At 64.3% G+C, this 23,024-nt stretch carries 19 protein-coding genes; 8 read left to right on the forward strand and 11 right to left on the reverse strand.

All coding sequences use genetic code 11. The features are described from left to right. Positions 1–79: 79 nt before the first annotated feature. Positions 80–1,867, forward strand: coding sequence for a monovalent cation:proton antiporter-2 (CPA2) family protein (locus ABE528_RS14410; protein ID WP_346653321.1), 1,788 nt, complete (start codon positions 80–82; stop codon positions 1,865–1,867). Between the two features lie 4 nt (positions 1,868–1,871). Here ABE528_RS14410 and ABE528_RS14415 read toward each other — a convergent pair whose 3' ends face one another. From ABE528_RS14415 to ycaC (ABE528_RS14425), 3 genes are all read right to left on the reverse strand, one after another. Beyond that, positions 1,872–2,156, reverse strand: a complete 285-nt coding sequence (locus tag ABE528_RS14415; protein WP_152959070.1) for a HigA family addiction module antitoxin — start codon at positions 2,154–2,156, stop codon at positions 1,872–1,874. A gap of 12 nt (positions 2,157–2,168) precedes the next feature. After that, entirely contained in the window at positions 2,169–2,447 is a 279-nt protein-coding gene (locus ABE528_RS14420; RefSeq protein WP_152959069.1) for a type II toxin-antitoxin system RelE/ParE family toxin, read from the reverse strand. Positions 2,448–2,740: 293 nt separating this feature from the next. Further along, positions 2,741–3,370 carry an isochorismate family cysteine hydrolase YcaC gene (ycaC, locus tag ABE528_RS14425; RefSeq protein WP_019096456.1) on the reverse strand — a complete coding sequence of 210 codons (630 nt, stop codon included), beginning with the start codon at positions 3,368–3,370 and terminating at the stop codon, positions 2,741–2,743. Between the two features lie 135 nt (positions 3,371–3,505). Between ycaC (ABE528_RS14425) and ABE528_RS14430 the strand changes: the two genes are divergently transcribed. Then, positions 3,506–4,417 (forward strand): LysR substrate-binding domain-containing protein, encoded by a 912-nt coding sequence (locus ABE528_RS14430; RefSeq protein WP_152959067.1) that lies wholly within the window; start codon positions 3,506–3,508, stop codon positions 4,415–4,417. Here ABE528_RS14430 and ABE528_RS14435 read toward each other — a convergent pair. Beyond that, positions 4,378–5,574: a YbfB/YjiJ family MFS transporter gene (locus tag ABE528_RS14435; protein WP_152959066.1), complete on the reverse strand. Its 1,197-nt coding sequence runs from the start codon at positions 5,572–5,574 to the stop codon at positions 4,378–4,380. The genes ABE528_RS14430 and ABE528_RS14435 overlap by 40 nt on opposite strands. Positions 5,575–5,703: 129 nt before the next feature. On the opposite strand from ABE528_RS14435, the gene ABE528_RS14440 reads away from it, so the two are divergent. The 3 genes from ABE528_RS14440 to ABE528_RS14450 all read left to right on the forward strand — a co-directional run bounded on the left by ABE528_RS14440 (position 5,704) and on the right by ABE528_RS14450 (position 9,505). After that, complete coding sequence (locus tag ABE528_RS14440) at positions 5,704–6,561, forward strand: LysR family transcriptional regulator (RefSeq protein ID WP_152959065.1); 858 nt, start codon at positions 5,704–5,706, stop codon at positions 6,559–6,561. A gap of 81 nt (positions 6,562–6,642) precedes the next feature. Beyond that, entirely contained in the window at positions 6,643–7,905 is a 1,263-nt protein-coding gene (locus tag ABE528_RS14445; protein WP_346653322.1) for an OprD family porin, read from the forward strand. 1 nt (position 7,906) lies between these two features. After that, on the forward strand, positions 7,907–9,505 hold the full coding sequence (locus tag ABE528_RS14450) for an MFS transporter (protein ID WP_346653323.1): 1,599 nt from the start codon (positions 7,907–7,909) through the stop codon (positions 9,503–9,505). Positions 9,506–9,564: 59 nt separating this feature from the next. On the opposite strand, the gene ABE528_RS14455 is transcribed toward ABE528_RS14450, so the two are convergent. The 4 genes from ABE528_RS14455 to ycaC (ABE528_RS14470) all read right to left on the reverse strand — a co-directional run bounded on the left by ABE528_RS14455 (position 9,565) and on the right by ycaC (ABE528_RS14470) (position 13,883). Further along, a complete protein-coding gene (locus ABE528_RS14455; RefSeq protein ID WP_178120133.1) occupies positions 9,565–11,406 on the reverse strand; it encodes an amidohydrolase in 1,842 nt (613 codons plus the stop codon). Positions 11,407–11,715: 309 nt separating this feature from the next. Further along, positions 11,716–12,534: an alpha/beta hydrolase gene (locus tag ABE528_RS14460; protein WP_152959061.1), complete on the reverse strand. Its 819-nt coding sequence runs from the start codon at positions 12,532–12,534 to the stop codon at positions 11,716–11,718. A gap of 38 nt (positions 12,535–12,572) precedes the next feature. Continuing rightward, positions 12,573–13,139, reverse strand: a complete 567-nt coding sequence (locus tag ABE528_RS14465) for an antibiotic biosynthesis monooxygenase (RefSeq protein ID WP_152959060.1) — start codon at positions 13,137–13,139, stop codon at positions 12,573–12,575. Between the two features lie 114 nt (positions 13,140–13,253). Then, positions 13,254–13,883 carry an isochorismate family cysteine hydrolase YcaC gene (gene ycaC, locus ABE528_RS14470; RefSeq protein WP_152959059.1) on the reverse strand — a complete coding sequence of 210 codons (630 nt, stop codon included), beginning with the start codon at positions 13,881–13,883 and terminating at the stop codon, positions 13,254–13,256. A gap of 223 nt (positions 13,884–14,106) precedes the next feature. Between ycaC (ABE528_RS14470) and ABE528_RS14475 the strand changes: the two genes are divergently transcribed. Then, positions 14,107–15,534 carry a mechanosensitive ion channel family protein gene (locus tag ABE528_RS14475; protein ID WP_152959058.1) on the forward strand — a complete coding sequence of 476 codons (1,428 nt, stop codon included), beginning with the start codon at positions 14,107–14,109 and terminating at the stop codon, positions 15,532–15,534. Positions 15,535–15,542: 8 nt separating this feature from the next. Here the strand turns inward: ABE528_RS14475 and ABE528_RS14480 are convergent, their stop codons facing one another. Further along, positions 15,543–16,829: an FAD-binding oxidoreductase gene (locus ABE528_RS14480; protein WP_152959057.1), complete on the reverse strand. Its 1,287-nt coding sequence runs from the start codon at positions 16,827–16,829 to the stop codon at positions 15,543–15,545. A gap of 156 nt (positions 16,830–16,985) precedes the next feature. Further along, positions 16,986–18,476 (reverse strand): aldehyde dehydrogenase family protein, encoded by a 1,491-nt coding sequence (locus ABE528_RS14485; protein WP_152959056.1) that lies wholly within the window; start codon positions 18,474–18,476, stop codon positions 16,986–16,988. 136 nt (positions 18,477–18,612) lie between these two features. Between ABE528_RS14485 and ABE528_RS14490 the strand changes: the two genes are divergently transcribed. Beyond that, complete coding sequence (locus ABE528_RS14490) at positions 18,613–19,503, forward strand: LysR family transcriptional regulator (RefSeq protein WP_346653324.1); 891 nt, start codon at positions 18,613–18,615, stop codon at positions 19,501–19,503. A 128-nt stretch (positions 19,504–19,631) separates the two neighbouring features. Then, the gene (locus ABE528_RS14495; RefSeq protein ID WP_152959054.1) at positions 19,632–21,017 is read left to right on the forward strand and encodes a VOC family protein; all 1,386 of its coding nucleotides are present in this window, start codon (positions 19,632–19,634) and stop codon (positions 21,015–21,017) included. A gap of 40 nt (positions 21,018–21,057) precedes the next feature. On the opposite strand, the gene ABE528_RS14500 is transcribed toward ABE528_RS14495, so the two are convergent. Next, a complete protein-coding gene (locus ABE528_RS14500; RefSeq protein WP_346653325.1) occupies positions 21,058–22,956 on the reverse strand; it encodes a methyl-accepting chemotaxis protein in 1,899 nt (632 codons plus the stop codon). Positions 22,957–23,024: the final 68 nt, after the last annotated feature.

Here is a 23,024-nt window from a genome sequence, read left to right on the forward strand (position 1 = left end):
GTCTTAGCCATGACCAACCTCCAGAATTGTCCGCCAAACTGTTCAAACGCTGCCCCGGCAGCTCATGGAGTACGAGCCAATGCCACACGAAGGCAGCCTTCTGCAAACCGCGGTGATCTTCCTGCTCGCCGCGGTCGTCGCCGTCCCCCTGGCCAAGCGCCTGCAACTGGGGGCCGTGATCGGTTACCTGCTCGCGGGCGTTGCCATCGGCCCGCAGGCCCTGGGCCTGATCCGCGATACCGAAAGCGTCGCACACATTTCCGAACTGGGCGTGGTCCTGCTGCTGTTCATCATCGGCCTTGAGCTGTCGCCCAAGCGCCTGTGGCTGATGCGCAAGTCGGTGTTCGGCGTCGGTACCGCCCAAGTGCTGCTGACCGGTGCTGTGATCGGCGCCATCGCCCTGTTCGGCTTCGGCCAGTCGCTGCCGGCGGCCATCGTGCTCGGCCTGGGCCTGGCGCTGTCGTCCACCGCGCTCGGCCTGCAAAGCCTGGCCGAAACCAAGCAGCTCAATGCGCCACATGGCCGTCTGGCGTTTGCCATTCTGCTGTTCCAGGACATCGCCGCGATCCCGCTGATCGCCCTGGTCCCGTTGCTGGCCGCCAGCGGCCCGGACACCAGCCACGGCGACAGCCTGCAACATGGCCTGAAGGTATTCGCCAGCATCGCCGTGGTCATCATCGGCGGCCGCTACCTGCTGCGCCCGGTGTTCCGCACCGTGGCCCGCACCGGCCTGCCGGAAGTGTCTACTGCCACCGCGCTGCTGGTGGTGATCGGCACCGCCTGGCTGATGGAAGAGGCCGGCATTTCCATGGCCCTGGGCGCCTTCCTCGCCGGCCTGTTGCTGGCCGACTCGGAGTACCGTCACGAGCTTGAATCGCAAATCGAGCCGTTCAAGGGCTTGCTGCTGGGGCTGTTCTTCATCAGTGTCGGCATGGGCGCCAACCTGAGCCTGCTGCTGGAAATGCCGTTGGTGCTGCTGGGCCTGACCCTGCTGCTGGTGGCGGTGAAGCTGGTGCTGCTGATCGGTGTCGGCCGCCTGGCCGGTGGTTTGAACAGCGCCAGCGCGCTGCGCCTGGGTATGGTGCTGGCTGCCGGTGGCGAATTCGCCTTCGTGGTGTTCAAGCTGGGCAAGGACCAGGGCCTGTTCGACACCCAGACCTACGACCTGCTGCTGATGACCATCACCCTGTCGATGGCCATCACCCCGCTGCTGATGCTCGGCTGCGCCCGCGCCCTCAAACGCCCGCAACCGGCGCGTGAAGTACCGGAGCAGTACAAGACCATCGACGCTGGCACGCCGCGGGTGGTGATCGTCGGCATGGGCCGCATGGGCCAGATCGTCGCGCGTATCCTGCGGGCGCAGAAGATCCCGTTCATTGCCCTGGAAACCTCGGTGGATACCATCGAAATGACGCGCATGTTCGAACAGGTGCCGGTGTTCTACGGTGACCCCCTGCGCCCTGAAGTGTTGCATGCGGCCAAGGTCGGTGAGGCGGAGTACTTCATCATCACCATCGATGACCCTGAAGCTGCCATTCACACCGCAGAACGGGTGAAACGTATGTACCCGCACCTGAAAGTGCTGGCCCGGGCGCGCAACCGCCAGCATGTGCACAAGCTGGCGGATGTAGGCGCAGAGCCGATTCGCGAGACGTTCTACTCAAGCCTCGAGATGACCCGCCGGGCGCTGGTCGGGTTGGGCTTGAGCGAGGAGCAGGCGGCGGACCGGATCGAGCGGTTTGCCCAACATGACGAGGAAGTGCTGGAGGCCCAGGGGCTGGTGCGCGATGACCGGGCCAAGGTGATGCAGACGGCCAAGGAGGCGCGGGTGGAGTTGGCGCGGTTGTTTGATTCGGATGCGGATTGAGTAGTCAGGCAATCACCAGCCGCGCTATCTGTGGATGCTCACGGTGCGCGGCTTGCCATAAATCGTAAGCTGCCTGTTCAGCAAGATACTGCCGGGCAGGACCAAGACCTGCCAGCTCAAGTCGATACGCAAGATCGGCTGAAATGGCGGCGCGCCCATTGAGCACTGTGGATAACTGCCCTCGCGAATAGCCAAGATGGCGGGCCAACTCAGTGACATTCATGCCAATTGCAGGCAGCACGTCTTCTCGCAAGGATTCCCCAGGATGGGGAGGATCGAACATAGGCATGGATGAATCCTCCTAGTGGTAATCGAGATAATCGACAAGCTCCACATCAGTACCAATGAAGCGGAACACCAGACGCCAGTTACCCGAGACATTCACTGCCCAAAAGCTGTCCAGCTTTCCATGCAGAGGATGAAGGCGGTTACCTGGACGGTTCATGTCTGCAGGCGTTTGTGCGACCTCAAGGGAAGCAAGCAAGCGACGCAAGCGATTGACATGATCTGCACGTACCCCAGACGAGTCACGCTGTTGATGGAGCAGACGCAGGCCTTTGTGCCTGAAACTCCTGATCATTGGTGATTGAGTGTAAGGTCATGCCTTACACTTTTCAAGCGGGCATTGGCGCGGCTCATGGGGACACTCCTGAAAGATTTCCGGGCTATCCAGTCTGCTCTTGACCTTCCCACTTAGCGCCGTGATGCCATCCGCTTCTCTATGTAAGAGATTTCCCAAAAAGGATGTAGCCGGAGCCAAATCATCCTCACAGCCGCTTGCGCAGGGGCTGTGCTGATGCGGGCTGTCAGTACCCAAAAAGAAAAGGCCGGCCCCACGTTGGGGCCGTCCTTTTCTGTTTGAACTGGTCGCTGTTACTTACCAGCAGTCAGCGCGTTATAGCTGGTCATGAGATTGCGGTAGTCCGGAATGTGATTGGAGCACAGCGCCGCCAGCCCTTCGATGTCGTTGCGCCAGTCGCGGTGCAGCTCACAAGCCACACCAAACCAGGTCATCAGCTGTGCACCGGCCCGGCTCATACGGTCGTGTGCGGCATCACGGGTCATTTCGTTGAAGGTGCCAGAAGCATCGGTCACCACGAACACGTCGAACTCTTCTTCCAGTGCAGCCAGCGCCGGGAAAGCCACGCACACTTCAGTCACCACACCGGCAATGATCAGCTGCTTCTTGCCAGTCGCCTTCACCGCCTTGACGAAGTCTTCGTTGTCCCAGGCGTTGATCTGACCTGGGCGGGCGATGTACGGGGCATCCGGGAACAGTGCTTTCAGCTCTGGCACCAGCGGGCCGTTAGGGCCTTGCTCGAAGCTGGTGGTGAGGATGGTCGGCAAGTTGAAGAACTTGGCAAGGTCCGCCAGGGCCAGCACGTTGTTCTTGAACTTGTCCGGCTCGATATCGCGGACCAGGGACAGCAGGCCAGCCTGGTGGTCAACCAGCAGTACGGCGGCGTCGTCTTTGTTCAGGCGGTTGTAGGTGAATTTGCTCATGGTCTGTGCTCCTAAGGTTTATGAATTTTTCAGCAATCTGGGGTGTTTCGCGTTGATGGGCACAGATTAAAATCATCACCTTTACGGCGGTAGACTGCGAAAATTGCCTTTAGCGTTCCATCTGGAGAACGATCATTGGAAGACCTCAACTCCCTCTACTACTTCACCCAAGTCGTGGAGCACGGTGGCTTCGCCCCGGCCGGGCGGGCGCTGGACATGCCCAAGTCGAAGCTCAGCCGGCGCATCGCCGACCTTGAGGACCGCCTTGGCGTGCGCCTGCTGCACCGCACCAGCCGCCACTGCTCGCTGACCGAGATCGGCCAGGCCTACTACAACCGTTGCCTGGCCATGCGCGTGGAGGCCGAAGGCGCGGCAGAGATCATCGAGCGCAACCGCAGTGAACCACGCGGGCTGGTGCGCATCAGTTGCCCGACCACCCTGCTCAACTCCTGGGTCGGGCCGATGCTGACCCGTTACATGCTCAAGTACCCACAGGTTGAACTGTTCATCGAGAGCACCAACCGCCGCGTCGACCTGCTGCACGAGGGCTTCGACATTGCCCTGCGGGTGCGCTTCCCGCCGCTGGAGAACACCGACATGGTGATGAAGGTGCTGAGCAACAGCACCCAGTGCCTGGTCGGCCAGCCGCAGTATCTGGAACAGCTGCCGAAAGGCTTCGACCCGCAGCTGCTCAGTACCCTGCCGAGCGTGCACTGGGGCAGCGCCCAGCGGGAATACCAGTGGGAGCTGTTCCAAGGCGAGGACAGCAGCCGCAGCATCGTCATCCCGCATACACCGCGCATGGTGACCGATGACCTGTTCGCCTTGCGCCACTTCGTGGTGGCTGGGGTGGGCATTGCGCACTTGCCGCGGGTGGCGGTGCGCGAGGACCTGGCGGCAGGAAGATTGGTGGAACTGATCCCGGACTGGCACCCGCGTTGCGGCATCGTGCATGCGATCTTCCCGTCGCGCCGTGGGTTGCTGCCATCGGTACGGGCGTTGATCGATCACCTGGCCGAGGAGTTTGCGATCAGCGACATGGCCTGACGTTCCTTGAGCAGCAGGTCGACCAGCAGCGCCAGCACCACAGCGCCAGCTGCCACGCCGAACAGCGGACCGTAGCGGCCATCCGTGGCGGCGAACAGCGCCGAGTAGCCGTAACCGGCAATGGCCTGGAAGCTGGCGAACGAGACTGTCGCCCGGCTCCAGGTCGCGTTCTGCTGGGCGTGGCCTTCGACCAGTTGATGCACACGAGCCAGCGCCAGCGGTACGATGCCCGGCGGAAACGAGCCGATCAGCAACGCAGCAGCACCCAACACACGCAGGTCGTGACTCGCCAGCAAGGCACCGAGCGCGGCCAGTTGCGCCAGCAGCACCAGACGAATGCCGGCGCGTGCCCCCAGGTGGTCGGCCATAAACCCATACGACACCGGGCCGGCAATCGCGCCCAGTCCATACAAGGCCCAGATTACCGCACCGGCATGAGTGCCTGCGCCCAGGCCACGACTCACGTAGTCCACCAGGAACATCATCGGTGCCACCAGTGCGGTGGCCATCAGTGCGTATTGGCCGAACAGTACGATGATCGCAGGTGAAACGGCCGCCTGCTGGTTGACCGTTATCGCCTGCGGCTCATGCTCCACAGGCCAGCCAGCCCAACTGCCGACGGTCAGCAGCAGCGACATCGCAGCCAGCCCCAGCCAGGTTTGCTGCAGCCCTATACCCAGCAGCCACGGCACCAGGCTTGCGGCGCCGGCGATACCCAAGCCGATGCCGAGGAAGATCGCGCCGCTGGCCAGCCCGCGGCGCGAGGCCGCCACATGAGGCAGGATGGTGCTGGCCGCCAGCACCATGATCACCCCACCGGCCACACCCGACAGCAGTCGCCAGCCGAAGAACCAGCTCACTGACAGCGGCCAGGCACAAGCCAGAAACGCCAGGCTGACCAACACCATCATGCCGCGCAGCACCACTGCGCTCGACCAGCGCGACGCCAACGGCCTGCCGAACAACGCCCCGATCAGGTAACCCGCGAGGTTGGCCGCGCCGAGATAGACCACCGCCGAACTGGCAAACCAGTGCGCATCGATGAGCGCCGGGACCAGGGGTGTATAGGCAAACCGCGCCAGCCCAATACCGACCAGGCTGGCACACAGCCCGGCCCAGATCGGCAGCCAAGGCGCACGTTGAGTTGAGGCGTTCATGATCTTCCCTTGCGCCGGATCAGGCGCTTGTTGATGACGATGGGAAAAGCATAAAGTCGCCGAGCGATGAAATAACGCAGCGAGTTTTCATCATTAGCCTGCATTTATGCATCAATGAGGAGAGCCCTGATGAACTGGGATGACACCCGCATATTCCTCGCCCTGTGTCGCGAGCAGACCCTGCGCGGCGCGGCCCGCAGCCTGGGGGTGGACCAGGCGACCGTCGGCCGCCGGCTCGCTTCGCTGGAAGGTGCACTGGATGCGACACTGTTCCTGCGCACTTCCAGCGGTTACTCGCTGACCAGCGCTGGCGAGGTGGCCATGCGTGCGGCCCTTGAAATGGAGGCCGCCGCCGCTGGCCTGCAGCGGCAGATCCTCGGCCTGGATGATCGCCTGAGCGGCGTGGTGCGCGTCACCACCACCGACTCCTTCGCCCTGGACTTCATCATCCCGGCGGTCGCCCGGCTGCGCCTGAAACATCCTGGGATCGAAGTACAGCTGCAGGCATCGACGCAGATGCTCAACCTCAGCCAGCGAGAGGCTGATATCGCCGTGCGCACGCACAAGCCAGACAACCCCGAGCTGGTGGTGCGCCGCCTGGCACGCTGGCACAGTGGGCTGTTCGCTTCCCGCGAGTATCTGCAACGGTGTGGCGAGCCGCTGCCCGGGAGTGCGTTTGCCGGACATGAGCTGGTGGTCTATCAACCGTATCTGGACACCGGCAAGGAAGTGACCCTGGCGGGCGAGCCCATCGCCCAAGGGCGGATCGCCATGACCTGCACCTCGGGGTTGCTGGTGCGACGGGCGCTGGCCAGTGGCATCGGGCTGGGCGAGCTGCCGGTCCCCCTGGGAGAAAGGGATGGGTTGCAGCAGGTCTGGGCGCAGCGCACGCCTTACGAAATCTGGCTGGTGACCCATCAGGACGTGCGCCACACGGCGCGGGTGCGCGTGGTGATCGACGCCATCGCGCAGGCCTTCAGCCTCTAGCGGGCCGACTCCAGCACACCCTTACAAGACCCCTGACCTATCCTTGCTTCACAGTCCCGGATCATCCCCCCCGGAGCCTCCATGATCCGCGCCAATCACGGACCAGGCCGCGCCCTGTTCGCCACCCTCGTCCTCTTCCCGGCACTCGGCCAGGCAGACGAACCCGGCTGGTCGCTGCTCAGCCGTAACTACTTCCTGCACAGCGACTTCCGCTCGCCCTCCGCAAGCGGTCAGAACTACCGTCAGGAATGGGCCCAGGGTTTCATCGGCGAAGTTCGCTCCGGCTTCACCGAGGGCACGCTCGGCGTCGGTCTCGACGCCCACGGTTTCCTTGGTCTCAAGCTCGACGGCGGTCGTGGCCATGCCGGCACCGGCCTGCTGCCCCGCGACAGCGATGGCCGCGCCGAATCCGATTACTCCAGCGCTGGCGCCGCGCTCAAGCTGCGCCTGGGCAACACCCAGTTGCGCTACGGCGAAATGATGGTGGAGACCCCTGTGTTCGACACAGGCGACAAACGTCTGCACCCTGAATACGCCACCGGCTGGTTCCTGGAGAACACAGACCTACCCGATTGGCGTTTGCAGGCAGGCCGTTTCACGGCCTTCAACAACCAGGACAACAGCTCCACCCACGACGACTTCAGCGGCTACGGCGCCACCACCCACAACCGCGCCATCAGCCTGGCCGGTGCCACCTTCGCGCCGCACGGCCCGTTCGGTGGTGCGCTGTACGCCGGGGAGCTGGAGGACACCTGGCGCCAGGCCTACCTCAACCTCAACCTGGCCCAAGGCAACTGGCGCCTGGACGGCAATCTCTACAAGACCCGCGACACCGGCAACGCCAGCGCCGGAGCGATCGACACCCTCGCCTACAGCCTGCTGGGCAAGTACAGCTTCGGCGCTCAGGCCCTGACCCTGGCCTACCAGAAGGTCGAGGGCGACACGCCGTTCGACTTCGTCGGTGGCGACTCCATCTACCTGGCCAACTCGATCAAGTACGCCGACTTCAACGGCCCCGGCGAACGCTCGTGGCAACTGCGCTACGACCTCAACTTCGCCACCCTCGGCGTCCCGGGCCTTAGCCTGATGGGCCGCTACGTCAGCGGCCGCGGCATCGACGGCAGCCACGCCCCGGCCAGCGGTGCCTATGTGGGCCAGCAAGGCCAGGGCGGCAAGCACTGGGAACGCGACGTCGACCTGAAATACGTGGTGCAGTCGGGCGCAGCCAAAGACCTCAGCCTGTCGCTCTCCCACGTCAGCCACCGCGCCAACCAGGCCCAGGCCGGCGATGACATCGACCGCCTCTACCTGATCATCGAATACCCACTCAAAGGCAGCTTCTGACATGAGCACTTCCCCTTCAGGCGCCTGGAGCCCGTTGCGCAACACCACTTTCCGCATGCTGTGGATCGCCACCATCGCTTCCAACATCGGCACCTGGATGCACGAAGTGGGCGCCGGCTGGCTGATGACCACGCTGTCGGCCAACCCGTTGCACGTGGCGCTGATCCAGGTGGCTGGCTCGCTGCCGATGTTCTTCCTCGCCCTGCCGGCCGGTGCGGCGGCGGATATCGTCGACAAGCGCCGCTACTTGCTGCTGGTGCAGTTGTGGATGTCATCGGTGGCCGTGGTACTGGCGAGCTTGACGCTGCTCGGGCTGATGAACGTCACCCTGCTGCTGGTACTGACATTGGCGCTGGGCATCGGCACGGCGTTGATGATGCCGGCCTGGAGCGCGCTGACGCCGGAGCTGGTGGGCAAGGAAGACCTGGCCAACGCGGTGGCCATTTCCAGTGTCGGCATCAACGTGTCCCGCGCCATCGGCCCGGCGCTGGCCGGCGTGGTGGTGAGCATGGTCGGCCCGTGGCTGACGTTCGCCCTGAATGCCGCGTCCTTCGCCGGGGTGATCCTGGTGCTGTTCCTGTGGAAGCGCGAAGTGAAGGCGCCGTTGCTGCCGGCCGAGCGCTTCGTCGGCGCCATGCGCACCGGCCTGCGCTTTGCGCGCAGCGCCAAACCCTTGCAGGCCGTACTGTTGCGGGCCTTGGCGTTCTTTTTTTGCGCCAGCGCCGGGACCTCGCTGCTGCCATTGATCGTGCGCGGCGAGATGCAGGGCACTGCAGCCGACTTCGGCCTGCTGCTGGCGGCCATCGGTATCGGTGCGGTGGCCGGCGCCACGCTGCTGCCCCGCCTGCGCGAGCGCATCAGCCGCGACCGCCTGGTGATGCTTGCCAGCCTGTTGTATGCCCTGTTCCTGCTGGCCCTGGCACTGGTACGCAGCTTCTACGTATTGCTGCCGGCAATGCTGCTCAGCGGCGCGGCGTGGATCGCGGTGCTGTCCAACCTGCAGGTGGCGGCGCAGACCTCGGTACCGGCCTGGGTACGGGCGCGGGCGTTGTCGGTGTATATCCTGTTCTTCTTTGGCGCCATGGCCAGCGGCGGCTTGCTGTGGGGTACGCTGGCCAGCCATGGGTCGATCACCCTCAGCCTGTTGCTGGCTGCCGGCGGCCTGGCGCTGGGTACGTTGCTGACCTGCAAGGTCACCTTGCCGGAGACCGAGGCCGAGGAGCTGACGCCGTCCCTGCACTGGCCGGTACCGGTGCTGAGCGATGACATGGACCAGGAAAGCGGGCCGGTAATGGTGACTGTGGAGTACCACATCGAGCCGGCCAAGGCCGAGGCGTTCCAGCAGGCGGCGCGGGAGCTGGAGGCGATGCGCAAGCGCAATGGCGCGCTTTCATGGGGGTTGATGCGTGACAGTGCAGATCCGGCGCTATGGCTGGAATTCTTCTTCGAGGAGTCGTGGCTGGAGCATTTGCGCCATCACCATCGGGTGACCCGGGGGGAACTGAAGATCGAGGCGCGGGTGCGAATGCTGCAGACCGATGGGGTCGAAGTGAAGATTCGGCATCTGTTGGCGGGTGGGGAGCACAAGGCTCAGCATTGATCCCAGCACTGAACAAAAAAGGGGGCCAGTAACTGGCCCCCTTTTGATATCCGCTCAGCTTAGAACGCGAAGCACGAGCAACCCAGCGCCCCCCAGAAGCCCTGGAAGTCATTCACCGGCACACTCGATTTACGCGCCTTGTCATGGCTGTGCGCATGCACCCCGCACGGCCCCGAGCACTGATGCACGGCTGCCGCCAGCGACGGCGTGCCCACGCGCCAGTGCCCCGGCACCTTGACCACTGGCGACCACTCCGGCAACACCGGCACCTGCGGCGGGCCGAGCTTGTCGAACTCGCCGGCACCGTACACGACCTTGCCATCGACAATGGTCAGCACCGACTCGATGCCCTTGATCGCTTCTTCATCGACACTGAAGAAGTCCAGCGACAGTGCCGCCAGGTCGGCCAGCTGGCCGACCTTGATCTGGCCCTTCTTGCCTTGCTCGCTGGAGAACCAGGCACTGCCCTGGGTGAACAGTTGCAGCGCAGTGTCGCGGCTGAGGCCTTCCGGGTACAGTTCCATGCCGCCGACGGTCTTGCCGCTGACCAGCCAGTACAGCGAGGTCCATGGGTTGTAGCTGGACACGCGGGTGGCGTCGGTACCGGCACCCACCGGCACGCCCATGTCGAGCATGCGCTTGATCGGCGGGGTCTGCTCAGCGGCCTTGGCGCCGTAACGGTCGACGAAGTACTCACCCTGGAAGGCCATGCGGTCCTGGATGGCGATGCCGCCGCCCAGTGCACGCACGCGTTCGATGTTCTGCGGGGTGATGGTTTCGGCGTGGTCGAAGAACCACGGCAGGCCATTGAACGGGATGTCGCGGTTGACCTTCTCGAACACGTCGAGCATGCGCGTGATCGACTCGTTGTAGGTGGCGTGCAAGCGGAATGGCCAACGTTGCTCAACCAGGTGGCGCACCACCGGCTCCAGCTCTTCTTCCATGGTCTGCGGCAGGTCCGGGCGCGGTTCGAGGAAGTCCTCGAAGTCGGCGGCGGAAAACACCAGCATCTCGCCAGCGCCGTTGTGGCGCAGGAAGTCGGTGCCGCTGTGCAGCTTGACGCTCGAAGTCCACTTGCGGAAGTCGTCGAGCTCTTCCTTGGGCTTCTGGGTGAACAGGTTGTAGGCGATGCGTACGGTCAGCTGGTTGTTGTCGGCCAGCTCCTGGATCACCGAGTAGTCATCAGGGAAGTTCTGGTAGCCGCCGCCGGCATCGATGGCACTGGTCAGGCCCAGACGGTTCAGCTCACGCATGAACTGGCGGGTGGAGTTGACCTGATATTCCAGTGGCAGCTTCGGCCCTTTGGCCAGGGTGGCGTAGAGGATCATCGCGTTGGGGCGGGCAATCAGCATGCCGGTCGGGTTGCCGAATTTGTCGCGCTGGATCTCGCCACCCGGCGGGTTCGGCGTGGTCTTGTCGTAGCCAACCGCCTTGAGTGCGGCGCGGTTGAGCAGCGCACGGTCATACAGGTGCAGCAGGAACACCGGGGTGTCGGGCGCGGCCTGGTTGATTTCTTCCAGGGTCGGCATGCGCTTTTCGGCGAACTGGAATTCGTTCCAGCCACCAACCACACGCACCCACTGCGGCGTCGGCGTGCGCGCAGCCTGGTCCTTGAGCATGCGCAGGGCATCGGCCACCGACGGCACGCCTTCCCAGCGCAGTTCCAGGTTGTAGTTCAGGCCACCACGGATCAGGTGCAGGTGCGAGTCGTTCAGGCCGGGTATCACCGTGCGCTGCTTGAGGTCGATGATCTGCGTGGCGCTGCCCTTGTGGGCCATGGCCTCGGCGTCGTTGCCCACGGCGATGAAGCGGCCGTCCTTGATGGCGACGGCAGTGGCGGTGGGCTTTTCGCGGTCAACGGTGTGCAGTTTGCCGTTGAACAGAATCAGGTCGGCGGTCATGGAACCTCCTTGGGTGGATGCGTGGGCGGAACCGGCTTGGCCGGTAAAGGGCAATGCGGACCAGAGGGCGCCGGCGGCACCTAGCACGGTGCTGGTGGCGAGGAACTGGCGACGAGTCTTGTCGTTGCGGTCCTGGGGCATGGGCTTCTCCATCTGGGTGCAGCGGCAAGCACAACTGCGGAGCATGCCGGCTGATACAGGGTCAGGGCTTGGATGGATGTGCGGTGGGTTGTTGAAGGTTAGCCCTGTTCACGTATTGTGCTGCCTGGGCTGGTCACTTCGCGGGCGAACCCGCGAAGGCCTCCACCGTCACTTCTGGAGAAACGCCAGCAGGTCCTCGTTCAACTGCTGCGCATGCGTAACGGCAAACCCGTGCGGCGCGCCGGCATACACTTTCAGCTCGGCCCCGCGAATCAGCTCCGCCGCCCGCTTGCCGGTGGCCTCGAACGGCACGATCTGGTCATCATCGCCATGGATCACCAGGGTCGGCACATCGATCCTGGCCATGTCCGGACGGAAGTCGGTCTCCGAGAACGCCGTCACGCAATCCAGCGTGCCCTTGATCGAGGCCATCAGCGCGATGTTCAAGGTCTGCGTCTGCACGCCCTGGGATACCTGCTGGCCATGGTTCAGGCCATAGAACGGTGTGGCGAAATCGGCGATGAACTGCGCACGATCGGCACGCAGGCCAGCAACGATACCGTCGAACACCGACAGGTCGACTCCTTCCGGGTTGTCCTCACGCTTGCCGAACACCGGCGTCACAGCGCCCAACAGCACCAGCCCGGCCACCCGCGCGCTGCCGTGGCGGGCGATGTAGCGGCTGACATCACCGCCACCCATCGAAAAGCCCACCAGGGTCACGTCACGCAGGTCGAGGTGTTCGATCAGCTGGGCGATGTCGTCGGCGAAGGTGTCGTAGTCGTAGCCGGTCCACGGCTGGCTCGAACGGCCGAAGCCACGGCGGTCGAAAGCGATGGCACGGTAGCCGCGGCTGGCCAGGAACTCCATCTGCGAGTCCCACATGTCGGCGTCCAGTGGCCAGCCGTGGCTGAACAGCACCGGTTTGCCGCTGCCCCAGTCCTTGTAGTAGATCGAAGTGCCGTCGCGGGTAACAAGAGTGGTCATGTCGGTATCTCCTTGAAGTGTCGGGTTGAAGGCGTGGCTCAGCCGCGCAGCCAGTTGGCGCAGCGGCGGGTTACCCAAGGCATGATGTAGAACACCACGGGCAGGATGACGAACAGGTTGGCGATGAGGTTGCCGCTGATCGGGCCGCCCAACTGCGGGAAGCGTGCAAACAGCGGCGCCAGCAATTGCGGGATGACCATGGTCATCGGGCAGATCACCAGGTAAGTCAGCAGCGCCTGCTTCCAGCGCGGTGGTTGCGCGGCGTTGACGCTCGGCGGGGTGAACCAGAACTCCGGGTCGTCGTGCACCTGGGTATGGTCACCGCCTTCGAGCAAGGGCAGTACTTCGTTGACCAGCGCCTGGCGTTCGGCCGAGTTGACCCAAGCCTGCAGCAGGCTGGCGTCGGCGAAGCGCACCACGGTGGTGAAGTGCAGCCCGCCTTCATCGGGGCGGATGACGTTGACGTCCAGGTGCCCCGGCTGGCGACGTGCGGCGCTGACCGTACGCTTGAGCCACGCTTCGTAAGCCGCCAGCGACTCGGCGCGGGCCTTGTGCTGGATGACCAGGGTCACCACGTTGCGGTTGTCTTGGAGTGCGGTGTTCATCGGCGTTCCTTGGGATGAGCTTGCCCGCATCCACTGTGCAACGGCAGACGGGCGGAGGATTGGATGGGTGTGCTGCCCTTGCCGGGCACCGCCTGGCGGTGCCCGGCGCCCGGCTTACTGGTTGGCGTTGAAGGCGTTGTAGCTGGTCATCAGGTTGCGGTAGTCCGGGATGTGGTTGGAGCACAGCGCGGCCAGGCCTTCGATGTCGTTGCGCCAGTCGCGGTGCAGCTCACAGGCCACGCCGAACCAGGTCATCAGTTGCGCGCCGGCCTGGCTCATGCGGTCGTGGGCGGCGTCGCGGGTCATGGCGTTGAAGGTGCCGGAGGCATCGGTCACCACGAACACGTCAAACTCTTCTTCCAGGGCCGACAGCGCTGGGAAGGCCACGCACACTTCAGTCACTACGCCAGCGATGATCAGTTGCTTCTTGCCGGTGGCCTTCACCGCTTTCACGAAGTCTTCGTTGTCCCAGGCGTTGATCTGGCCTGGGCGGGCGATGTACGGGGCGTCCGGGAACAGCGCTTTCAGTTCCGGCACCAGCGGGCCATTGGGGCCTTGCTCGAAGCTGGTGGTGAGGATGGTCGGCAGGTTGAAGAACTTGGCCAGGTCCGCCAGGGCCAGCACGTTGTTCTTGAACGCGTCCGGCTCGATGTCGCGGACCAGGGACAGCAGGCCCGCCTGGTGGTCGACCAGCAGGACAGCGGCGTCGTCTTTGTTCAGGCGGTTGTATTTGAAGTTGGTCATGGTCGTAGCTCCTAAGGGTTTTGATTTGTTCAGTAAGTTGGGTGTTTCGCGTTGATGGGAGAAGATTAAAACCAACACCTTTGGAGCGGTAGATAGCGGTTTTTGGCTTTAGCGTTCCATTTAAGGAACGATCTGTTGGCAGCGGATTTGCTGGCCTCATTGCTTGCCCGACCAAGCTGCTCTATTACTACGCACAGCCCTCCCTTCATCCCCCGAGACTTCCATGCTGGCGTTCATCCAGTCGTCCCCGTTGTTGCTCGGCACCATCCTCATCCTGCTCGACCTCGTGCTCTGGCAGTTGATCCCTATCCAGCGCCGGGCCTGGCGGATCGGCGCCCGGCTGGTGACCTTCCTGCTGTTCAGCGCGGTGCTGGTGGCTGCCGGGATGAGCCCGCTGCAACCGCCGCCGTGGCCCGACGATGTAGCGCGCAACCTGATCGCCACGGTATTGGCCATCGGCTGGTGGCTGTTTGGCGCGCGCACGGTGACGGTGGTGTTCGGCCTGCTGCTGGTGGCCCGTGGCAGCCATGGTGGGCGCTTGCTGCAGGATGTGCTGGGGGCACTGATCTTCCTCGCGGCCGTGGTCGCGGCTGCGGGCTATGTGCTGCAACTGCCGGTGAAGGGCCTGCTGGCCACTTCCGGGGTGATGGCCATCGTCATCGGCCTGGCGCTGCAAAGCACCCTGGCCGACGTGTTCAGCGGCATCGTGCTGAACACCACGCGGCCCTATCAGATTGGCGATTCGATCTCCATCGACGGCACCGAGGGCAAGGTGCTGGATATCGACTGGCGCGCCACGCGCCTGCTCACCGGCAGTGGCAGTTTGGCGGTGATCCCCAACTCGGTGGCGGCCAAGGCGCGGCTGCTCAACCACAGCCGCCCGGCCGATGTGAACGGCGTGTCGATCTGTGTGGTGGTGCCGGCCAAGGTACGCCCAAGGCGGGTTTTCGATGCGCTGGAAAAAGCCCTGCAGGGCACCAGCGCGATCCTCGCCTCACCCAAGCCCAAGGTCACGGTAAAGGCCTCGACACTGGAGTCGGTGGAGTACGAAGCCAGCGGCTTCATCATGGACATGGCCGGCAAGACCGATGCTCGCAACCAGCTGTTCGACCTGGCGCATCGCCATCTGGAAGCCAACGGGGTGATGTGGAACGTCGACCTGGCCATGCCACCACGCAGCCGCCAGCGCGAAGTGCTGGACGAGGTGCGGGTGTTCCGCTCGCTGAGTGGCGAAGAGCGGGATGCCTTGAGCCAACGCATGACTGCCGTGGAGTACCTGGCCGATCAGGTGATCCTGGGCGTCGGCGAACAGTCCGATCATTTGCTGGTGATTGGCAGCGGCGTGGTTTCAGCGTCGGTGCGCGATGGCGACAAGCTGCTGGAGGCCGGGCGCATGGGGCCGGGTGAGGTGTTGGGGATCGAGGGGATCATCGACGAAGACGACTCGATGGCCGAGTTCCGGACCTTGACCAGTTGCGTGCTGTACCGCATTGAAAAGGCACAGGTGAAAAGCTGCCTTGAGCAGCGTGGGGAGGTGCAGGCGGCGCTGAGCAAGTTGCAGCGGTTCCGGCGCCAGAATCGGGAATCGTTGTTGCTGCAGAAGCCGGTTTCGATCAAGAAAGGCGGCTTCCTCAGCTGGTTGCACAAGTAAGCCGGTGCTTACAGCACAACTCTCAGGCATTGCCCCGCGTGGTACAGCGAGAAGCCGGACTCATAGAATGCGGTCCGCAACGAAGGCGCACTCACGCCCTTCATCGGCGAGAACGGGATCGGCAGGCTGTCCGCCTCGCCCTTCAGCAGGAACTCGGCAAATGCCCGGCCAATCACGGTCCCGGTGGTGTTGCCGCGGCCGTTATAGCCCGTCACCGCCACCAACCCCGGGGCCGGCTCGAACAACCGCATCAGGTGGTCCGGCGTGAAGTCGATGCAGCCGGTCCAGTGCATTTCCCACTCGACCTTGCCCAGCTCCGGGTAGTAATGGCTCTGGATCCGGTCGGCCCAGCTGCGCACGAACCAGGACGGCTTGTTGTCGACCCGGCCGAGGCTGCCCAGCAGCAGGCGGCCCTGGTCGTCACGGCGAATGCTGCTGAGTACGGTGCGGGTGTCCCACGAACCTTGGCCGTGCGGCAGCACCTTGTCAGCGGCCGCGCCGTGCAGCGGCTTCGACGCCACCTGATAGTAGTAGCCACGGAAGAACTGCTTCTGCAGGTTGCTCCAGTCGCCTTCGGTGTAGGCGCCAGTGGAAATTACCACTTTCTCGGCGCGTACCGAGCCACGTGCGGTCTTCACCCGCCAGGCATCGCCATCGCGCTCAAGGCCCTCGACCGAGGATTGCTGGAACAGCTTGCCGCCCAGGCGGGCCACGGCGGCGGCCAGGCCTTGGGTGTAGCCCATCGGGTTGATGGTGCCAGCGCGGCGGTCGAGCAGCGCGGCGGAAATCTTGTCGGTACCGCAGTATTCCTGGCACTGGGCGCCGGTCAGCAGCTCGACGTCGGCACCACGGCGGCGCCATTGTTCGTGGCGGGCTTCGAGGTCGGCGATGCCGGTGGCGTTGTGCGCCATGTGCAGCGTGCCTTTGTGCTGGGCCTGGCAGTCGATGCCGAGGCGCTCGATCATGGCGAACACTTCAGCCGGGGCTTCACCCAACACCTTGTTCAGGCGGCTGCCCTGCTTCTGGCCAAGGGTTGCCTCAACGTCATCGGGGCGGATCCAGGTGCCGGCGTTGACCAGGCCGACGTTGCGCCCGGAGCCGCCGTGGCCGATTTTCCAAGCCTCCAGCAGGATCACCGACTTGCCCTGTTCGAGCAGGTGGATGGCCGCCGACAGGCCGGTGATGCCGCCGCCGATCACGCAGACATCGGCCTTGTGCTCACCGGCCAGGGCCTGGCTGGCGACGGTCGGTTGGCTGACGTGTTCCCACAAGCATTGTTGACGCAGTTCGGACATGGCCCGGCTCCAGCAGTGTTGTTCTTGTTGGGGCTGCCTTGCAGCCCATCGCTGGCAAGCCAGCTCCCACAGGGAGCTCACAAGCCTGGAGCCTGAGTGTTCCCTGTGGGAGCCGGCTTGCCGGCGAAACGGGGGCAAAGCCCCCGTCTGCGATCATCAATCGAACACGATACCCTGCGCCAGCGGCAGCTCGCGCGAGTAGTTCACGGTGTTGGTCTGACGACGCATGTAGCCTTTCCAGGCATCGGAACCGGACTCACGACCACCGCCCGTCTCCTTCTCGCCACCGAACGCACCGCCAATCTCGGCGCCGCTGGTGCCGATGTTGACGTTGGCAATGCCGCAGTCGCTGCCGGTAGCACTCTGGAAGCGCTCGGCTTCGCGAATGTCGGTGGTGAAGATGCACGACGACAGGCCTTGTGGCACTTCGTTGTTCAGGCGCAGGGCCTCTTCGAAGTCGTCGTAGGCCAGCACGTAGAGGATCGGCGCGAAGGTCTCGTGGCGCACCACGTCGCTTTGCGCAGGCATCTCGGCAATGGCCGGGGTGACGTAGTAGGCGTTCGGATACTGCTCGGCCAGCTGACGCTCGCCCCCGAATACCTGACCTCCCTCGTCACGGGCCTTGGCCAGTGCGCCCTGCATGGCGTCGAACGACTGCTTGTCGATCAGCGGGCCAACCAGGTTGTCCTTGCGTGGGTCACCGATGCGCACTTTGCCGTAGGCGGCTTTGACGCGGGCAACCACTTCGTCCTTGATCGAGCGGTGCACGATCAGGCGACGCAGGGTGGTGCAGCGCTGGCCGGCGGTGCCGACAGCGGAGAACAGGATGCCGCGCACGGCCAGATCGAGGTCGGCGCTCGGGGCCAGGATCATGGCGTTGTTGCCACCCAGCTCCAGAATGCTGCGGCCGAAACGGGCCGCAACGCGTGGGCCGACTTCACGACCCATGCGGGTGCTGCCGGTGGCGCTGACCAGCGGTACACGTGGGTCGTCGACCATGGCTTCGCCAGCTTCACGGCCGCCGATCACCAGCTGCGCCAGGCCAGCCGGGGCTTCACCAAAGGCTTTCAGGGCTTTCTCGAACAGCGCCTGGCAAGCCAGGGCGGTCAGCGGGGTCTTCTCGGAAGGCTTCCACACCACCGAGTTACCGGCCACCAGGGCCAGTGCGGTGTTCCAGGCCCATACCGCAACCGGGAAGTTGAAGGCGCTGATCACGCCGACCACGCCCAGCGGGTGCCAGGTTTCACGCATGTGGTGGCCCGGGCGCTCGGAGGCGATGGTCAGGCCGTACAGCTGGCGCGACAGGCCGACGGCGAAGTCGCAGATGTCGATCATTTCCTGCACTTCGCCCAGGCCTTCCTGGGTGATCTTGCCAGCTTCGATCGAGACCAGCTCGCCGAGGTCGGCCTTGTGCTCACGCAGCACTTCGCCAAACAGGCGCACCAGCTCGCCACGGCGCGGGGCCGGCACGCTGCGCCAGGCTTCGAAGGCGCTCTGGGCCTGATCGATGCGGGCGATGGTCTCGGCTTTGCCGAGCAATTTCACCGAGGCGATCTGGCTGCCGTCGATCGGCGTGTGAACAGGGTAGTCGCCCTGGGTGTAAGCCTCGGCAGCAACGCCAAGGCGCTCGAGCAATCCAGCAACCATTTGTGCTTCTCCTACATCGGGTGATGGGGTGGAAAAATGATGTGGATCAGTATTAATCCGATCACACCGGTGCAACAAACGACCTTTATTCCGCATATCATTCCGTCAGGTAATGATTTGAGCCGCAGAGACCGCTATGTCCAAACGCCTGGTGCCCTCCATGACCGCCCTGCAGTGCTTCGAAGCTGCAGCCCGTCACCTGAGCTTTACCCGTGCCGCCGAAGAACTGCACCTGACCCAGAGCGCGGTCAGCAAGCAGGTGGCGCAGCTCGAAGAGATGCTGCGCCACCACCTGTTCCTGCGTATCCGCCGGCGCCTGCAACTTACCCCCGCTGGCAGCCTGTACCTGGCCGAGGTCAACAAGATCCTCACCCAGGTCGACATGTCCAGCCGCTACGTGCTCACCTACGGCGAGCAGACCGAGATATTGAAGGTAGCCACTCAACCGAGTTTTGGCGTGCGCTGGCTGATCCCGCACCTCAAGGGCTTCGGCAAACGGCACACGAACATCCACCTCGACATCCGCAACGAAATGGAACCGTTCGCTTTGCTGCAGGGCTCGGCGGACGTGGTGTTCTTCTATGGCCAGGGCACCTGGCCGGGGGCAACCTGCGTGGAGCTGTTCGGCGAAGAGGTGGTGCCGGTGTGCGCGCCGGAGTTGCTGGCCGGGCGCAAGCTGGGGGATGCCGGTGAGTTGGCGGACATGGTGTTGCTGCAGAGCACGTCGCGCCCGGAGGCCTGGCATGAGTGGTTCCTGGAACTGGGGTTGCACAGTGTCAGTGCCTACCATGGACCGCGCTTCGATACGTTCTATATGGCATTGAGTGCGGCGCAGGCCGGCTGTGGGGTGGCGTTGGTGCCACGGTATCTGGTGGCTAAAGAGCTGACTGAGGGTAGCTTGGTGATTGCGTGGAATCATGCGATGCCCAGTGCCGGCAAACATTACCTGGCGTATGCCGAGCATGCGGCGGAGGTGCCCAAGGTGCGGGCGTTGGTGGAGTGGATTCGCGAGCAGCTATCGACTTGAGGGCGTGCCCGCGAAAAGGCCCTTGAGGTCGATCAAAAATGGAATGACTGACTCACTTTTTTTCGCTTGTGAGCCAAGTGCATTCCCAGCTTTCATGTAAGCGTCCGAACCTAACCAGGAAGCTAGCGATGCCCGCCCACGATTTCGTCAGCCCCGACAGCATCCGCGCGCAGTTCTCTGCCGCCATGTCGCTCATGTACAAACAGGAAGTGCCGCTGTACGGCACGCTGCTGGAGCTGGTGAGCGAAATCAACCAGCAGGTCTTGGCCGATCAGCCCAAGGTGGCTGAGGCCCTGCGCTGGACCGGCGAGATCGAGCGCCTGGACCAGGAACGCCACGGCGCCATCCGCGTCGGCACCGCCGAAGAGCTGGCGACCATCGCCCGCCTGTTCGCGGTGATGGGCATGGCGCCGGTCGGCTACTACGACCTCAGCTCAGCCGGCGTGCCGGTGCACTCCACCGCGTTCCGCGCCGTGCATGAACAATCGCTGCACGTCAGCCCGTTCCGTGTGTTCACCTCGCTGCTGCGCCTGGAGCTGATCGACAACCTGCCACTGCGCGAACTGGCGCAGGGCATCCTGGCCAAGCGCCAGATCTTCACCGCGCGCGCACTCGAACTGATTGCCCAATCCGAGCGCGATGGCGGCCTGAACGCAGCCGATGCCGACGAGTTCGTCCGCGAAGCACTGCATACCTTCCGCTGGCACCAGGACGCCACGGTCACCGCCGAGCAGTATCAGCAGTTGCATGACCAGCACCGCCTGATCGCCGACGTGGTGGCCTTCAAAGGCCCGCACATCAACCACCTGACCCCACGCACCCTGGACATCGACGCGATCCAGCTCGGCATGCCGGCCAAGGGCATTCCGCCGAAGGCCGTGGTCGAAGGCCCGCCCACCCGCCGTCACCCGATCCTGCTGCGCCAGACCAGCTTCAAGGCACTGCAGGAGAAGGTTGCGTTCAGCGATCACCAGGGTAGCCATACCGCACGTTTCGGCGAGATCGAACAACGCGGTGCAGCACTGACGCCGAAAGGCCGCCAGCTGTACGACAAGCTGCTCGACGCCACCCGCGCCGCCTTGGGTGGCGCGCCGGTCGAGGCCAATGCCGAACGCTACATGGCGCTGCTGCAGGAAAGCTTCGCTGAGTTTCCGGATGACCTGGCGCAGATGCGTGAGCAAGGGTTGGCGTATTTCCGTTACTTCGCCACCGAGCAGGGCCTGGCGGCGCGTGAGCAAGCGGATCGCCCGACCCGGCTGGAAGACCTGATCGCGGCTGGCCATGTGCACTTCGAGGCGCTGGTGTACGAGGACTTCCTGCCAGTGAGTGCGGCGGGGATCTTCCAGTCGAACCTGGGGGATGAAGGCCAGGCCGAGTACGGCAGCAATGCCAACCGTGAGGCGTTCGAAGCGGCGCTGGGGCTGCAGGTGCAGGATGAGCTGGCGCTGTACGCGCAGAGCGAGCGGCGCTCGTTGCAGGCCTGTGCCCAGGCGCTGAACCTCGGTTCGATGTAAGCCTCAGGATTGCCGGGGGCGCTTTGCGCCCCCAGCGGTCTCAGCGGAAGCGGTCCACTTCCTGGCGCAGTTGCGCCGCCAACCCTTCCAGCTCCCGCGCGGTAAAGGCCAGCTCATTGGCCACATCACGCTGCTCGCTGTTGGCCTGGGCAATGCTCTGCAGGTTACGGCTGAGCACAGTGGCCGTGCTGCTCTGCTCCTGAGTCGCCGTGCTGATCACGGCAAACTGCTCACCCGCCGTACGGCTCTGCTCATCGATCCGCGCCAGCGCTTCGGCGACCTTGTCGTTGCGCGCCAGCCCTTCCTGCATCAGCTGGTTGCCCTGCTCCAGGGTATGGATGGCGTGCCCGGTCTGCTGCTGGATGCTGGTAATCATCCCGGAAATCTCATCGGTAGCCTGGCGCGTGCGCGCGGCCAGCCCGCGCACCTCATCCGCGACCACGGCAAAGCCACGGCCCTGCTCACCAGCCCGCGCTGCCTCGATGGCGGCGTTCAGCGCCAGCAGGTTGGTCTGCTCGGCAATCGCGGTAATCACGCTGATGATGCCGCCGATCTCCTGCGAACGCGCACCGAGGCTGTCCATCACCGTGGCCGTGCCGCCCAGCGCTTCGGCAATCTGCCGCAGCGAACTCGACGCTTCATCCATGGCACTGCGGCCGATGCGGGTCTGCTGCGCGTTGACGCGGGCCATGCGCTCGGTACCGGCCATGTTGTCGGCGATGTTCATCGAGGTCGCGCTGAACTCCTCCACCGCACCGGCCATGCTGGTGATCTCGCCGGACTGCTGGTCCATGCCTTCACAGGCACCGGTAGACAACCCGGACAGCGACCGCGCGCGGCTGCTGACCTGCTCGGAGGCGCTGCGGATGTGCTCGACCATGGTCGCCAGCGCTTCGCCCATCTTGTTGAAGCTGCGGGCCAGCTGGCCGATCTCGTCATGGCTGGTCACGCTCAGGCGCGCATTCAGGTCGCCGGCACCCAGTGCCTCGGCCTGGCGCACCAGGTCATCCAGCGGCCGCAACTTGCGGCGCAGCAGCCACAGGGTGGCAGCCACCGCCAGCAGCATCGCCAACAGGCTGCCGATGGCCAGGCGCAGGCCGACGCTCCAGGTCACCTCGCGGATCTCCGCCTTGGGCATGCTGGCGACCACGGTCCAGGGGCCCTCGGCGAACGGCGCACTGGCGCTGAACAAGTCCTGGTCGGCATTGGCCGGCGGCACCAGCCATTGGCCCTGTTGATCGCGAATGGCCAACGAGCCGGTTGCACCGATGCGGAAACGCTTGAGGTTGGCGAACTGGGCGTTCTGCGCGTCGGTGTAGTCGAAGCCGACAAACAATACCGCGATCACCCGGCCGCTGCTGTCGCTGACCGGCACGTAGCGGGTCATGTAGTTGCGTTCGAACAGCACGGCGCGGCCGACGTACATCTGCCCGGCCAGTAGCTTGGTGTAGGCCGGGTGCTGGCGGTCAAGCTGGGTGCCGATGGCGCGGGTACCGTCCTGCTTCTTCAGGTTGGTGCTGATCCGCACGAAGTCATCGCCGCTGCGCACGAACAGGGTCGCGATGCCAGCGGTCATCTGCTGGAATTCGTCGACCACCTGGAAATCGTTGTTCAGCAGCCGATCTCCCAGGTACAGGGCGGGCGTGCTTTGGCCGGCGACCTGCACGGTCTCGCCAGCATGCAGCGACAGGCCCGAGGCAAAGCGGCGCTCGAACAGGCCGCTCAGGCGCTGGGTGTTGTCCTTGAGCGAACCGTGGAAGGTATCGAGCTGGTCGGCCAGCAGTCGCGCTTCACTGGCCAGGTGGGCCTGGCGGGTGGCGAGGTTGGCGTCGTCCAGCGCACGCAGGGCGAACAGGGTACTGCCGGAAATCACCAGCGCCAGCACGATGGCGAGGGCGACACCGAGTTGCGAGGCAATTCGGGCACGCGGTTGAGACATGAAGAAGCTCCTGGCAAGAGGCCCGGATCGTCCTGATCACGCTGACCACCCGCTTGTTGAGACGGGAA

It is taken from the genome of Pseudomonas sp. TWI628, from assembly GCF_039673865.1.
Classification (GTDB): domain Bacteria; phylum Pseudomonadota; class Gammaproteobacteria; order Pseudomonadales; family Pseudomonadaceae; genus Aquipseudomonas.